Source organism: Mesorhizobium sp. B2-3-7 (assembly GCF_006442695.1).
In the GTDB taxonomy this organism is placed as follows: domain Bacteria; phylum Pseudomonadota; class Alphaproteobacteria; order Rhizobiales; family Rhizobiaceae; genus Mesorhizobium.
This window is the reverse complement of sequence record NZ_VFVV01000003.1, coordinates 96,204-110,960: the sequence shown is the minus strand read 5'-3', so window position 1 is coordinate 110,960 and position 14,757 is coordinate 96,204. Positions and strand designations below refer to the sequence as shown.

12 protein-coding genes are annotated in these 14,757 nt (G+C 62.8%); 9 read left to right on the top strand and 3 right to left on the bottom strand.

Annotated elements, in window-relative coordinates; genetic code table 11:
* Window positions 1–72: 72 nt before the first annotated feature.
* A complete protein-coding gene (locus FJ940_RS07275) occupies window positions 73–3,021 on the bottom strand; it encodes a ribonuclease E/G (protein WP_140655972.1) in 2,949 nt (982 codons plus the stop codon).
* A gap of 650 nt (window positions 3,022–3,671) precedes the next feature.
* Here FJ940_RS07275 and FJ940_RS07270 point away from each other — a divergent pair.
* The 7 genes from FJ940_RS07270 to FJ940_RS07240 all read left to right on the top strand — a co-directional run bounded on the left by FJ940_RS07270 (window position 3,672) and on the right by FJ940_RS07240 (window position 11,284).
* On the top strand, window positions 3,672–4,922 hold the full coding sequence (locus FJ940_RS07270; protein ID WP_140493640.1) for an N-acetylmuramoyl-L-alanine amidase: 1,251 nt from the start codon (window positions 3,672–3,674) through the stop codon (window positions 4,920–4,922).
* 213 nt (window positions 4,923–5,135) lie between these two features.
* Window positions 5,136–7,592 carry a penicillin-binding protein 1A gene (locus FJ940_RS07265; RefSeq protein WP_140493638.1) on the top strand — a complete coding sequence of 819 codons (2,457 nt, stop codon included), beginning with the start codon at window positions 5,136–5,138 and terminating at the stop codon, window positions 7,590–7,592.
* 124 nt (window positions 7,593–7,716) lie between these two features.
* Window positions 7,717–8,848, top strand: a protein-coding gene (gene prfB / locus FJ940_RS07260) for a peptide chain release factor 2 (protein ID WP_140493636.1) whose coding sequence is annotated in 2 segments (ribosomal slippage) — window positions 7,717–7,782 and window positions 7,784–8,848 — 1,131 coding nt in all. Because the reading frame shifts where the segments join, the coding sequence is not laid out codon by codon here.
* Window positions 8,849–8,885: 37 nt separating this feature from the next.
* Window positions 8,886–9,305 (top strand): GFA family protein, encoded by a 420-nt coding sequence (locus FJ940_RS07255; protein WP_140517633.1) that lies wholly within the window; start codon window positions 8,886–8,888, stop codon window positions 9,303–9,305.
* Between the two features lie 308 nt (window positions 9,306–9,613).
* Window positions 9,614–9,985, top strand: coding sequence for a hypothetical protein (locus tag FJ940_RS07250; RefSeq protein WP_140493631.1), 372 nt, complete (start codon window positions 9,614–9,616; stop codon window positions 9,983–9,985).
* 126 nt (window positions 9,986–10,111) lie between these two features.
* Complete coding sequence (locus FJ940_RS07245; RefSeq protein ID WP_140493629.1) at window positions 10,112–10,480, top strand: GFA family protein; 369 nt, start codon at window positions 10,112–10,114, stop codon at window positions 10,478–10,480.
* Between the two features lie 153 nt (window positions 10,481–10,633).
* Complete coding sequence (locus tag FJ940_RS07240) at window positions 10,634–11,284, top strand: OmpA family protein (protein ID WP_140493627.1); 651 nt, start codon at window positions 10,634–10,636, stop codon at window positions 11,282–11,284.
* A 131-nt stretch (window positions 11,285–11,415) separates the two neighbouring features.
* On the opposite strand, the gene FJ940_RS07235 is transcribed toward FJ940_RS07240, so the two are convergent.
* Window positions 11,416–11,970 (bottom strand): HXXEE domain-containing protein, encoded by a 555-nt coding sequence (locus FJ940_RS07235; protein ID WP_210242424.1) that lies wholly within the window; start codon window positions 11,968–11,970, stop codon window positions 11,416–11,418.
* Between the two features lie 54 nt (window positions 11,971–12,024).
* On the opposite strand from FJ940_RS07235, the gene FJ940_RS28965 reads away from it, so the two are divergent.
* Both FJ940_RS28965 and FJ940_RS07230 read left to right on the top strand, forming a co-directional pair.
* The gene (locus tag FJ940_RS28965; protein ID WP_263483010.1) at window positions 12,025–12,156 is read left to right on the top strand and encodes a hypothetical protein; all 132 of its coding nucleotides are present in this window, start codon (window positions 12,025–12,027) and stop codon (window positions 12,154–12,156) included.
* 155 nt (window positions 12,157–12,311) lie between these two features.
* Complete coding sequence (locus FJ940_RS07230) at window positions 12,312–12,917, top strand: hypothetical protein (protein ID WP_140494984.1); 606 nt, start codon at window positions 12,312–12,314, stop codon at window positions 12,915–12,917.
* A gap of 71 nt (window positions 12,918–12,988) precedes the next feature.
* Here FJ940_RS07230 and FJ940_RS07225 read toward each other — a convergent pair whose 3' ends face one another.
* Entirely contained in the window at window positions 12,989–14,572 is a 1,584-nt protein-coding gene (locus tag FJ940_RS07225; protein ID WP_181167385.1) for a DEAD/DEAH box helicase, read from the bottom strand.
* Window positions 14,573–14,757: the final 185 nt, after the last annotated feature.

The following is a 14,757-nucleotide window of genomic DNA, read 5'->3' as shown; positions in this document are numbered from 1 at the left end:
GAAAATCCCGCGCCGTCTTTCGACCGGCGCGGGATTTTTTTTATTCAGGAAGTCAGTTCAAAGGGCTGAATCTCAGAAGAAACCTTTCCGCTGCCACCAGCCGGCGCGCTTCGGCTTCTCTTCGGTCTTGGTTTCCGGCTCTTCGGCGACGGTCGAGGAAACCACCGGCACGATCGGCGCATCGATGGCCGCCGGCTTGCGTCGTGACGGACGGGCCTTCGGTGTTTCCTCGGCGGTCGCTGCCGCCGCCTCGTCCGATGCCGTGGCTGGCGTCTCGGCGGGTGCCGGAACGGCCAGTTCAGCGATCGGCTCCTCGGCGACAGCCTCGGCGGCTGCCTTCTTCGGCTTGGCTGCGCGCCGCGGCTTCTTGGGCTTCTCGGCGGTCGTCGCCTCGTCGCTCACTGGAGCCACCGGCTCTTCCGCAGCCACGACGGTTACCGGCTCGATCGCAGGCTCGCTTTCGGAAGCATCGACCCCGGAAGGTTCGGTCGCTTCATCGGCGCTTGCCTCGGCCTCGCCTTCGCCGTCCTCGCGCCGGTTGCGTTTGCCGCCGCGCTTGCCGCGGCGACGCTTCTTGCCCTGGCCCTCGTCGGATGCTTCCGCCGTTTCGGCAGTTCCGGCCGCGGGGACCGGAGCCTCGTCGCCGGCTTCCGCCTCGTCACGGCTCACCGGGCTTTCCGATGTGGACAACTCGTCGGCCTGCGCCGACACGGAAGCACCGTCGGTGTGGCCATGTTCTCGATCGCGATCCTTGCCGCCGCGGCGTCTGCGACGCTTGCGGCGCTTGCGGTCGCGGCCTTCGCCCTCTTCGCCGGGCCTCTGCTGGTGCTGACCTTGCTGCGGCTGACGCGGCTGTTCGGCCTGGGCCGGTGCTTCGTCTTCCTCCTCGACGATGGTCTCATCCTCGGGCTCTTCCGGTTCGACATAGGCCGGCAGGGTGCGTGCCTCGACGAAGCCTTCAGGCTTTTCGGCCAGCGCGCCGCGGAAGATCGCATAATGCTGCGAACCGACCGTGTCGTCGGCCTCGAGCGTGATAGTCAGGCCGAAGCGGCTTTCCAGTTCCACCAGCGTGCCGCGCTTGTGGTTGAGCACATAGAGCGCGGTCGCCGCGGGCGTGCGAACCGTGATGTGGCTGCGCGAATCCTTGAGCAGGAACTCCTCGATCGCCCTGACCACCATCAGCGCGACAGACGAATCGGAGCGCACATGGCCGGTGCCGCCGCAATGCGGGCAAGGCTTCATGGTCGATTCCAGCACGCTGGCGCGGATGCGCTGGCGCGACATCTCCATCAGGCCGAAATGCGAGATGCGGCCGACCTGGATGCGCGCGCGGTCGTTCTTGAGATGATCCTTCAACCGCTTCTCGACGGCACGGTTGTTGCGGTTCTCCTCCATGTCGATGAAGTCGATGACGATCAGGCCGGCAAGGTCGCGCAGCCTGAGCTGGCGGGCGACTTCCTCCGCCGCTTCCAGATTGGTGTGGAGCGCGGTGTCCTCGATCGAGTGCTCCTTGGTCGAGCGGCCCGAATTGACGTCGATGGCGACCAGCGCCTCGGTCTGGTTGATGATGATGTAGCCGCCGCTCTTGAGCGTCACTTGCGGCTGCAGCATGCGGTCAAGCTGCGCCTCGATACCGTTGCGCACGAAGATCGGCGTCGTATCGCGGAACGGCTGAACCACCTTGGCGTGGCTCGGCATCAGCATGCGCATGAAGTCCTTGGCCTCGCGGTAGCCCTCTTCGCCGGAGACGAGGATCTCGTCGATGTCCTTGTTGTAGAGGTCGCGCACCGAACGCTTGATCAGGCTGCCTTCCTCGTAGACGAGGGCAGGGGCCGTGGACTGGAGCGTGAGATTGCGCACGTTCTCCCAAAGCCGCATCAGATATTCGTAATCGCGCTTGATCTCGGCCTTGGTGCGGCTCTCGCCGGCGGTGCGCAGGATGACGCCCATGCCTTGCGGCACTTCGAGATCGGCGACCACTTCCTTGAGGCGCTTGCGGTCGACAGCACTGGTGATCTTGCGCGAAATTCCGCCGCCGCGCGCCGTGTTCGGCATCAGCACGGAATAGCGGCCGGCAAGCGACAGATAGGTGGTGAGCGCCGCGCCCTTGTTGCCGCGCTCTTCCTTGACGACCTGCACCAGCAGGATCTGGCGGCGCTTGATCACCTCCTGGATCTTGTACTGGCGGCGCATCGGCTTGCGGCGGTTGCGCGCTTCCTCCAGGGCATCCTCGGCACCGACCGATTCGACCTCGTGATCGTCCGGATGCGAAGACTGAACCTCTTCCAGCATGCCGCGATCATCGTCGCTGGATTCGCTGCCCTGTTCCGTCAGCGGGACGGGTTCGGAAATCACATCGGCGTCGACGGAGGCGGCGATCGACGTCGGGCCGCCCTCGCGGGTCTCGCCTTCGTTCTGCCCAGAAGATTCGTCGCCCTGCTCGGGGGAGGCTTCGCCACGATTGGATGCATCCGCGGCCTGTTCCGGGATATCGGCCGCATGTTCGATGGTTTCCGAACCGTGGGAAGTGTTCTCCGAGACGGCGTCATTGCCATTGTCGGCGTCGCCTGCCTCGCCGGCCGTTTCGGTTGCCTCGTCGGCATCGGCCCCGCTCGCATCGCGCTTGTGTTCTGCGCGGTCGCGGCCCTTGCCGCCGCGCCGGCGCCCGCGCCGGCCGCGATCGCGGCTCTGGCGGTCGTCGCCTTCGCCGTCGTCATCGTCCTCGTCCTCGGCTTCCTGCGCTTCGGCGCGCAGCAGCGCCTGACGGTCGGCGACGGGGATCTGGTAGTAGTCGGGGTGTATTTCACTGAAGGCGAGGAAACCGTGACGGTTGCCGCCATATTCGACAAAGGCTGCCTGAAGGGAGGGTTCGACGCGCGTTACGCGGGCGAGATAGATGTTTCCTTTGAGCTGCTTCTTGTCCTGTGATTCAAAGTCGAATTCTTCGATACGATTACCGCGTACGACGACAACGCGTGTTTCCTCCGGGTGGGAGGCGTCTATCAGCATTTTGTTGGGCATTATTTCGTTTCCCCCCGGCAGCCGTCAGCCGCAGCTTGCGGCGCAAGGGCCGCTGCTGTGTGTCTGGATGAATGTGGGTGCCGGATGTCTGAATGTCCGCCGGACGGTGCCTGCGCGCCATGGCGGTGCCGCCCGCAGCCATATTGGCGCGGTTTGATGCGGACCTTTCCATGATTGCGCTTGAAGCCATCGTCACCAGCAGAACCTTTTGAACCAAAGCCCGGAAACCGGACCAGCTTGTTTGCTCATACAGAGCCGGCGCGGGACAAACCCGGCCGTTTTCCTCACGCAGGCGATTCCCCCGCCACGGGCGCACACCTGCGAAATTCGTCGCGATCACCTGAACCCTTCTCGCATGGAGCGAAAGGAGCCGCCTTTCGTCTCACCTGTAGCGGGAAGCTGCGGAGGAGGGCGGTTCCAGGATTGCAGTGATCCACTATCGCTTTTATGATTTGGCGGGTTGGAAGGCAACCCCGATTTCCGACGCCGGCAAAAGCGGTTCCGCCACGTAAGCACGGGTCCGGGCCTCGCGTGAAAAGGCTTGGTTAACCTTCTCTGGATACCAATCGTTAATCGAGTTCGCGGCCTAACCGGCACTTCGACTACATGACCGGGCGCCTTGGCGCCAAACCGGGAGCGACTGCAAAGAGATGGGACTGGCAGGCTTCACAGACAAGGGCAGTCGTGCCGGCGGCCGTTTGCTCGCGATCTTCTGCCTCCTGCTGTCGATGACCATCTCGTTGGTCGCCAACGCCGCCGATGCCCCGCTCACGGCAACCGGTTACAAGATGGCGGGCGATGCCACCAAGATGCGCATCGTCATGGATTTCGACCGTGAGCCCGACGTCAAATGGTTCCTTTTGCGCGGGCCCAATCGTCTGGTCATCGATCTGGCGAATACGAAGTTAGCCATCGATGCCAAGGATTTGAAGCCTCGCGGGCTGGTCAAGGGCGTGCGCCTGGGTGAGTTGGAGGCAGGCGTGTCGCGGCTGGTTCTCACCGGCAAGGGGCCGTTCGCGGTCGACAAGCTCGATGTTCTCAAGAACGAGGACGGCGCGGGCTACCGCATCGCCATCGACATGTCGGCGGCCTCCGAACGCGAGTTCGACACTGCCCTTGCCAATCAGGCGCTGACCACCGGTTCCACGGTTTCGACCGACAAGGGCGGGCGGGTCGGCACCGGGCCGGTCTCCAATCCGGGCCATCGCTTCACCGTCGTCATCGATCCGGGCCATGGCGGCGTCGATGGCGGTGCCGAGGGCCTGAACGGCACCGTCGAAAAGAACGTCACGCTGGCTTTCGCCACGGAACTGCGCGACAAGCTCGCCGCCGTCGGCAGATACGATGTCTTCATGACGCGCGACACCGACGAATATTTGCGGCTGGACGACCGCGTGCGCATCGCTCGCCAGCATGAGGCCGACCTGCTCATCTCCATTCATGCCGACACTATCAGCCTCAAGGGCATCCGTGGCGCGACCGTCTATACCGTTTCCGACAAGGCTTCGGATCCGGAAGCGCAGGCGCTTGCCGACCGTGAAAATCTCTCGGACCAGTTCGCCGGCATGGTGATCAAGGACGACAACAAGGAAGTCACCGATATCCTGATCGACCTGATCCGCCGCGAGACCCACACCTTTTCGATGAGTTTCGCCCACACGCTGGTCGGCCAGTTGTCGACCAGCGTCGGCCTCATCAACAATCCGCAGCGTTCCGCTGGGTTCAAGGTGCTGAAAGCGCCTGACGTCCCCTCCGTGCTGGTCGAACTAGGCTATCTCTCGAATGCCAAGGACGAGGCGCAACTGCTCGACGCCGACTGGCGCGGCAAGGCGGCGCAAAGCATCACCAACGCCGTCGCGCTGTTCGCTTCCGCGCGTGCCGGAACGGGAACCGGGGGCTGAAATGCCTGACGACGCCTGCAACCACAGGCAGCGTTGCGCGGCGACAACACCCGACGCTTTTATTTCCGACTCACGGCCGCGAAATCCGGCCTTGCCGTATTTTGCCCACATGGTAGCGACATGGGTTTTCCATTACGGGTTGGGACCGGCTCGAATGCTTGCGCGGAAGGCGGCTTCGTTTAGGAAATTCCCGAACCAAGGACTGGAGCGGGCATGATTCGTCTCATTGGCTATTTCTTCGGTATCGGCACGACGCTGGCCCTGCTGGTCGCGGCGGGGGTTGCCATCTATATCGGGCATTTGTCCAAGGATCTGCCCGACTATGAGGTGCTGGCCAAGTACGAGCCGCCGGTGACCACCCGAATCCATGCCTCGGACGGCGCGCTGATGGCCGAGTACGCGCGCGAACGGCGCCTGTATTTGCCGATCCAGGCCATCCCCGACCGCGTCAAGGCGGCCTTCCTGTCGGCCGAGGACAAGAATTTCTACAACCACCCCGGCATTGACGTGACCGGCCTGGGCCGCGCTATCATCGTCAACCTGCAGAATTTCGGCTCGGGCAGGCGTCAGGTTGGCGCCTCGACGATCACCCAGCAGGTGGCGAAGAATTTTCTGCTGACCTCGGACCAGACCTACGAGCGCAAGATCAAGGAAATGATCCTCGCCTTCCGCATCGAGCAGGCCTATTCCAAGGACCGCATTCTCGAACTCTACCTCAACGAAATCTTCTTCGGTTTCGGCGCCTATGGCGTGGCGGGTGCCGCGCTCACTTATTTCGACAAGTCGGTGAACGAGCTGACCGTGGCCGAGGCCGCCTATCTGGCCTCGCTGCCCAAGGGGCCGAACAATTATCACCCCTTCAAGCATGCCGACCGCGCGCTTGAGCGCCGTAACTGGGTCATCGACCAGATGGTCGAGAACGGCTACGTTACGCGCGAGGAAGGCGACAAGGCCAAGGCGGAGCCCCTCGGCGTCACGCCGCGCCGCAACGGCACCTATCTGTTCGCCGGCGAATACTTCACCGAGGAGGTGCGCCGCCAGATCATCGCCCGCTACGGCGAGAACGCGCTCTATGAAGGCGGCCTGTCCGTCCGCACCACGCTCGACCCGAAGATCCAGCTCATCGCCCGCAAGGCGATGCAGAACGGCTTGATCAAATACGACACGCTGCGCGGCTACCGCGGGCCGCTGAAGACGATCGACGTGTCCGGCGACTGGGGTGTGCCGCTGGGCAATGTGAAGGGACTGGAAGACGTTCCCGAATGGAAGCTCGCAGTCGTGCTCGACAGTTCGGCATCCGGCCTGTCGATTGGCTTGCAGCCGGCACGCCAGGCGTCGGGCGACATCGTCAAGGAGCGCGTCGAAGGCACCGTCAGCAAGGAAGACATGGGCTTTGCCATGCGCCATGTGGTCGGCGGCAAGACGGTCAGGGCCAAGTCGCCGGCCGATGTGCTGAAGCCGGGCGACGTCGTCTTCGTCCAGAAGAACGAAGGCTCCGACGACGCCTACAGCCTGCGCCAGGTCCCCGAAGTGGAAGGCGGCCTGATCGCCATGGATCCACACACCGGCCGCGTGCTGGCCATGGTCGGCGGCTTCTCCTACGCGCAGTCGGAGTTCAACCGCGCCACCCAGGCCATGCGCCAGCCCGGCTCTTCGTTCAAGCCGATCGTCTATTCCGCGGCGCTCGACAATGGCTATACGCCGGCGTCGGTGATCATGGACGGGCCGATTACCATCCAGAGCGGCAACACGACCTGGACGCCGAAGAACTACGACGGCACGGTCGCTGGTCCGGCAACCCTGCGCTCCGGCATCGAAAAGTCGCGCAACCTGATGACTGTGCGCCTCGCCAACGACATGGGCATGAAGCTGGTCGTCGAATATGCCGAGCGTTTCGGCGTCTATGACCATCTGGCGCCGTATTTGCCGATGGCGCTGGGCTCCGGCGAGACGACGGTGATGCGCATGGTTTCGGCCTATTCGATCATGGCCAATGGCGGCAAGTCGATCAAGCCGACATTGATCGACCGCATCCAGGACCGCTACGGCAAGACCGTCTTCAAGCAGGACGAACGCGGCTGCGAAGGCTGCAACGCGGCCGAATGGCAGAACCAGCCCGAACCTGAGCTTGTCGATAATTCCGAACAGGTTCTCGATCCGATGACCGCCTACCAGATCACCTCGATGATGGAAGGCGTCGTCCAGCGCGGCACCGGCGCCACCATCGCCGAGCTCGGACGCCACATCGCCGGCAAGACCGGCACCACTAACGACGAAAAGGACGCCTGGTTCATCGGTTACACGCCGAACCTCGTCGTCGGCCTCTATATGGGCTACGACACGCCGCGCGGCCTTGGCCATGGCGCCACCGGCGGCGGCCTCGCCGCTCCTATCTTCAAGGATTTCATGCGCGTGGCGCTGGATGGCACGCCCAATGTCGACTTCAAGGTTCCCGAAGGCATGAATCTGGTCGCCATCAACCGCAAGACCGGCATGCGGGCCAATTCGGGCGATCCCGGCACCATCATCGAGGCCTTCAAGCCGGGCACCGGGCCAGCCGACAGCTATTGGGTGATCGGCATGGGCGCTGACGGGTCCAATGCCTCCGGCGGCGCGCTGTCGCCTCAGGCCAACCAGGCCATCCAGTCGGGCGGCGGCGGCCTCTACTGACGGGTATGCATGCAGGATTGGGCCGGCCCTGGGCCGGTCCAATTTGCTTTACAGGCGGCGGCGCCGTCCCTATGTATCGCGCCGACCAGGCGTCACTTTCAGCAACAGGATAAAACACCAGGCCATGCGCGCGGAAACGCAGAATATTGTCGACGAGATCAGGCAGGCAATTACCCTGCTGAGGAGGCATCTTTGACTGGGATCAGGCCATAAAGCGGCTTGAATATCTCAACGTCCGCGCCGAGGACGCCAGCCTCTGGAACGAACCGCTGGAAGCGCAGAAGCTGATGCGCGAGCGCCAGGGCCTCGAGGAAGGCATCGCGGCGGTCAGGGGCCTGACCCAGGCGCTGGAAGACAATATCGGCCTGATCGAACTCGGCGAGGAAGAGGGCGACGAGAGCGTCGTTGCCGAGGCTGAGGCAGCGATCCGCTCGATGCAAGGCGAGGCGAAGGCCCGCCAGGTCGAGACGCTGCTGTCGGGCGAAGCCGACGCCAACGACACCTATCTCGAAATCCACGCAGGCGCCGGCGGCACCGAAAGCCAGGATTGGGCCTCGATGTTGCTGCGCATGTACACGCGCTGGGCCGAGCGCCGCCGCTTCAAGGTAGAGGTGCTGGAAGTGCATGACGGCGAAGAAGCCGGCATCAAGTCCGCGACGCTGCTGATCAAGGGCCACAATGCCTATGGCTGGCTGAAGACGGAGTCCGGCGTCCACCGGCTGGTGCGCATTTCACCCTATGACAGCAACGCGCGCCGGCACACATCCTTCGCCAGCGTCTGGGTCTATCCCGTCATCGACGATACGATCGAGATCGACGTTTCCGAATCCGACGTGCGCATCGACACCTATCGTTCGTCCGGTTCAGGCGGCCAGCACGTCAACACCACCGATTCGGCGGTGCGCATTACCCATCTCGCAACCGGCATCGCGGTCGCCTGCCAGGCCGAACGCTCGCAGCACAAAAATCGGGCAAAGGCCTGGGAGATGCTGCGCTCGCGTCTTTACGAGGAAGAGCTGAAGAAGCGCGAAGCCGTCGCCAACGCCACCGAAGCATCGAAGAGCGACATTGGCTGGGGTCACCAGATTCGCTCCTACGTGCTGCAGCCCTATCAGTTGGTGAAGGATCTGCGCACAGGTGTCGAAAGCACCAGCCCGTCGAGCGTGCTCGATGGCGACCTCGATGACTTCATGGAAGCCTCGCTGTCGCAACGCATCGAGGGTGGTGCTGGGGAAGCGGTGGCGGACCTGGATTAGGGCCGGCGCCTACAGTGCCACACATTTGGATTGGATGATGGCTCGCAAGCTTGTTGGAAAGTGCTTCTGCGGCGCGGTGCACTATGCGGTCGCTGACGAGTTCCTGTACGCGGCGAATTGCCATTGCTCGAACTGCCGGCGCACGACAGGTTCGGCTTTCAAGCCCTTCGCGGGCATCGAACGCGCCAAGTTTGTCTTGACCAAGGGCCACGACATGTTGCTGGTCTTCGGCGACGACAACGGCCATGACGCGCACTGCAAGCGGTGCGGTTCGCTGCTCTATTCGGTCGTGCGCCAGGGCGCCTTCGTCCATGTCGCGATGGGAACGCTCGTCGACAACCCGAGCATCCGCCCGACCGAGCATATCTTCGTCGGTTCCAAGGCGCCGTGGTACACGATCAGCGACGGCCTGCCGCAGTATGACGAACACGTGATCACAGGACCTGCTGGCGAATAGGCCGGAACTTCTCTCGCTGAATCTCGTTATCTGCGATCCCGTCTGCTGGGCATGGTTGTGCCTGCCTATCCAATCGAGAGACGGCGCCTGTTTTCTGTTGCCGATGCGCGGCATTCAGCCTGCGACATCGGCATGCAGTGGTTTCTTGCGCCGACTCACAAATCGGCCCACCATCCATGGTCGAGGGGAGACAAAAGCATCTATGGCCGGGCGCGGCAGAAATGCGTGCTGACGATCCGGCCGCTGGGAAGACACGTTTCAGGAACGGGCAAGCGAAACGCTTGATGCTCGTCGAAAGGAGCGCTTCCATGTCTGCTGCCCCATCAAAATCGGCTCGGGCCGCGGTGGGCCGACTCATGCTCTGCCTGCTTGCAATCGCAGCGATTGCGTTGCCGATGGCGCCTGCCTTCGCCCACGACGCCAAGCCTACGGCGGCGAAGCCGCTGGGTTGGAGCTATCCATTCGCATGCTGCGCTAACTACGATTGCCGCACGGCCCATACGGGCGAGGTTTTGGAAAAACCCGAGGGTTATGTGATCGCCGGCACGGGGGAAGTTGTCCCGATGACCGACAAGCGTGTGAAGGACAGCCCGGACGGCGAATTCCACTGGTGCGCGCATCAAGCGGGTCTAGACGCCGGTAAGACGATCTGCCTGTTCGTGCCGCCGCGCTCCTACTAGGCCCGGGAGGCGCAGCGGCGACCGGCCCGGACCGCGATGGGCGGGGGCCTGCTGACGGACGGTTGCCAGGACCGCTCCTTTGTGTTGCGTTGCCTGCGGGCGGCGGACAAGGGAGAGGTGACGTCCATGACCATCAAGGGAAGCTGCCACTGCAAGGCGACGATATTCGAGGTTTCGCAAGCACCGCAGACGCTGACGCAGTGCACTTGTTCGTTCTGCTCGAAACGCGGCTCGCTTTGGGCCTACTACACTCCGGCGCAGTTCAAGCTCCTCACGCCGCAGAAGAATGTTTCCTTCTATCAGTGGGGATCAAAGACCGTTAAGCACGGTTTTTGCGACACCTGCGGCTGCGGGACCTTCACCGAAACACCGGACTGGTCGAGCGGAGAGCCGGATTTCGACAATCCCAAGATCAGTGTCAACTCGCGGTTGTTCGACGATTTCGACCTGGACAAGGTCGAAGTGGTGGCCATCGACGGCAAGAATCTCTGGTAGATTCCTGGACGCCCAATCGGGGAAATCGTGCCCCGGGGAAAAGCCGTCGCCGGTGCTTTTCCCGTTCCGCTTTTCGCCGCATTTCATGGTACAAGTCGCGCGAAGGGCTGATTTGGCGCCACCGCAAGGCGTGACTTGGAGAGGGACAATCCTATGAAGAAGACCGTGCTCGTCGTCGTGGCGACGGCTGTGCTGGTGAGCGCCTGCACCACCACCGATCCGTATACCGGCGACCAGAAGATTTCCAATACGGCGGCCGGCGCCGGCCTCGGCGCCTTGGCCGGCGCCAGCCTTGGCCTGCTTGCGGGCGGCAATGATCGTCGCAACGCGCTGATCGGCGCCGGCATCGGGGCGCTGGCTGGCGGCGCCATCGGCGCCACCATGGACCAGAACGAAGCCGAACTGCGCCGGCAGTTGGAGGGCACAGGCGTCAGCGTCACCCGCTCCGGCGACCAGATCATCCTTAATATGCCGTCCGATATCACCTTCAACGTCGATCAGGATGCGGTGAAGCCCGGCTTTTACCAAGTGCTGAATTCGGTCGCGCTGGTGCTGAAGAAGTTCAAGCAGACCACGGTCGACGTGTTCGGCCATACCGATTCGACCGGCGGCGACCAGCATAATTTCGATCTGTCGCAGCGCCGCGCGCTGGCGGTCGCCAACTACCTGGCTGGCCAGGGCGTCGATTCGCGCCGCTTCGCGGTCACCGGATTCGGCAAGACCCGTCCGGTAGCGTCCAATGCCACCGCCGAGGGTCGCGCTCAAAACCGTCGCGTCGAGATCCAGCTTTCGCCGCTCACCTGAGCAGCATCGATCAGAATGCAAAAACGGCCTCGCAAGGGGCCGTTTTGTTTGCAAAATGCGACCGACGGCCAGGCCTGCGGCCCCCGGGTTCTTCCATGATCTTACGGTGAGGTCGGCTTATCGACCGTCGCTCATTGGGTCAGGCGCTGCCGCCGGACGACATGGGCAACGATCAGTCCATGAATGATCAGCCCGGCCGCAAGTCCAAGGACATGGAAACCCGTTCCCGAACCGGAAAGCGTCAGGATCGACCAGCTGGATGCGGGTACGAACAAAACAATTGCGGTGATGAGCCCGGGGTTATAGCTGCGCATCCTGATGGCCTGCGCGATGTGAACCAAAGCGTTGATCAGGGTGGTGTAGGCGGCGATCAGCCCTATTCCGGCATTGACCGTGACAGTGAGGGTGAAAACCAGGGAGTAGATGCCCCATACACCCGGTACGTTGATCACAAAGACTTCGAAGCGGGTAAGCAGCGGCGCCCCGCCGCCGAGCATCTTGTTGACAAAAAGCCGGAACCGGTCTTCGGCATGCTCCTCGTATTGATGGAGCATGTAAATCGGAATCAGCAGGAAGACGGTGAACTCGGCTGTCTCCAATTGAGCGGCCAGCCCGATCGCCACCACGCACAGAGTGAGGCCGGCGAGCACGCCACCATAGACCCAATCTTCCACCAGACGCTTCATCACGCCATCTTCGGCGAGGCCGCGCGTCCTTGCAACACACGACGATATCAGACCTTGGCAACGATGCGCATGAAGGCCGGCGTGTCGTCGCCGAAGCCAACGGTGGTGTCGCTCGGCGATGACGGCAACAGCTTCACCGGCCGCGACCGCCGCGCTCAGATTGAGATTGGCGTGCCAGAGAATTAGCCAGTCCTAAATAACCGCTTTCCCGCAGCCATGGAAAGGAATAGCATCGTCGCTGTTCCGGAGGGGATGAGGCGGTACACTTGGCCGCGCAATAAGCATTTTCTTTTTCAGCCTCGGTCTTGCACGGCCAGATCAAAAAAATCTGGGAGGAATGCATGACAAGAACAGCCAGCCTTGGGCGCTGCGGCGTCTTCGCTTTAACAGGTCTTGTAAGCGCATGGTTGGGCGTCGCGGCGGCTCGAGCCGAGGATGCCAACAAAGCTGACATCGAGGCCTTGAAAAAGTCGCTCGCCAAATATGAGGACTACACTGCGGCTGTCCGCGACCTTTATCTGTCGACGGTCGGCTGCGTCTACTATAGCGGAGAAAAGATATCCGGAGCGATGTACTACCCGAAAGGCGCCATGGGCATCCATTTCGTCAACGTCCCAAGTGTCGGCCAAAAACTCGACCCGATGCGCCCCAATGTGCTGATCTACGAGCCGACGAAAAACGGTCTGCGCCTGGTCGGGGCGGAATGGCTTGTGCCGCTGACGCCGGACGTCAAAGAGCCACCGAAGCTGTTTGGCCAAACCTTCATGGGTCCGATGGAGGGACACTATCCGCTCATCCCGAGGGAGTTCGTCCACTACGATCTTCACGCCTGGCTGGGTGATAATCCGAACGGCATGTTCAGTCCGACGAACCCGAACGTGAAATGCAACAAGGCCGAGTTTCCGATGTTGGAGAAACCGACCAAGATGATGCCTGGGCCGATGTAACGGCCAGCCCAGCCAGGAGCTTGCCGGGAGGGCAAGCCGGATGGCTGTCTTGTCTTGGAACCACTCGTCGGTCAGCCCTTGGCGACGATGCGCATGAAGGCCGGCATGTCGTCGCCGAAGCCAACGGTGGCGTCGTTTTCGTCTTCTCGGTTGCGGGCAGGGCGACGGTCATCGCGCTGCGGCCTGGTGTCGCCGCGCTCCGGTGCACGTCGCTCGCTGCGCGCCGCGGAGCTCTTGCGCTCGGAATTTTCCGAGCGGATAGCGTCCTTGCGCGTGCGCCGCTCACCAGTGCCGGCGACCGTTTCCTCGGTCGCGACCGGCTGTTCCTCGCGCACGGTTTCCGGTGCCGCGTCTTCGCCGTGCTTGGCCTGGCGTCCGCCTCTCTTGCGCTCGCCCCTGTCCTTGCGGTCGTCGTCCTTGCGGCCGGCGCGCCGCGGCGCACCGCGGCCACGGCGCGGTGCTTCGTCCTCGCCTTCGCTGGCCACCACCGTCGACAGGTCACCGTCATGCCACTCGATCTTGGTGCCGATCAGCCGTTCGATGGCGTCGATGTACTTGGTGTCGGACTTGGTCGCGATGGTGAAGGATTTTCCGGAGCGCCCGGCGCGGCCGGTACGGCCGATTCGGTGGACGTAATCCTCGGCATGGATCGGGACGTCATAGTTGAAGACGTGGCTGACATCGGGAATGTCGAGGCCGCGCGCGGCCACGTCGGAGGCGACCAGATACCGCAGCTTGCCGTCGCGGAAATTGGCCAGCATCTGCATGCGCGCGCGCTGGTCCATGTCGCCATGCAGCGCGCCGGCGTCGAAGTCATATTTCAGCAGCGAGCGGAACAGCTCCGACACCTCGATCTTGCGGTTGCAGAAGATGATGGCGTTCTTCAGCTCCGCATCCTCGGCCTTGATCAGGTTGCGCAGCGTCTCGCGCTTGTCCCAGGGTTTGGAACCGGACTTCACCAGCCGCTGGATGATGTTGGTCGCGGCGGAGGCGGCCTTTGAAACCTCGACGCGCACCGGCGCGTGCAGGAACTTTTCGGTCAGCTTGGTGATCTCGGGCGGCATCGTCGCCGAGAAGAACAGCGTCTGCCGGGTGAAGGGGATCATCTCGCAGATACGCTCGATATCGGGAATGAAGCCCATGTCGAGCATGCGATCGGCTTCGTCGATGACGAGGATCTCGACGCCGTTGAGCAAGAGCTTGCCGCGCTCGCGGTGGTCGAGCATGCGGCCGGGCGTCGCGATGAGCACGTCGGCGCCACGCTCCAGTTTCTTGTCCTGTTCGTCGAACGACACGCCGCCGATCAGCAGTGCGATGTTGAGCTTGTGGTTCTTGCCGTATTTTATGAAGTTTTCCTCGACCTGCGCCGCAAGCTCGCGGGTCGGCTCCAGGATCAGCGTGCGGGGCATGCGGGCGCGGGCGCGGCCCTTTTCCAGTCGTGTCAGCATCGGCAGCACGAAGGAGGCCGTCTTGCCGGTACCGGTCTGTGCTATGCCAAGCACATCCTTGCCCAGAAGCGCGTGCGGAATGGCGCCGGCCTGGATCGGCGTCGGCTTGAGGTAGCCGGCGTCGGTGACTGCGGAAAGGACCTTCGGCGATAGGCCGAGGTCCGCGAAAGTCAACGCTTCTTGAGCGGTCTGGGTGTCTGAGGACAAGTTCTGGCTGTCTTTGGCTGTTCGGGGAAGCGCAACGGCATCCGTCGCGGCAGGCGCCGCGCGCCCGCAAGATCATCACTGCAACTAGGCGCAAGCCCGCGATTTGTCAACACAAACGGCCGGCAATGGCTCGATTGTGAAGTCGTAACCTTAATTACTATGTCTGATCCGGCCGCTTATCCGCG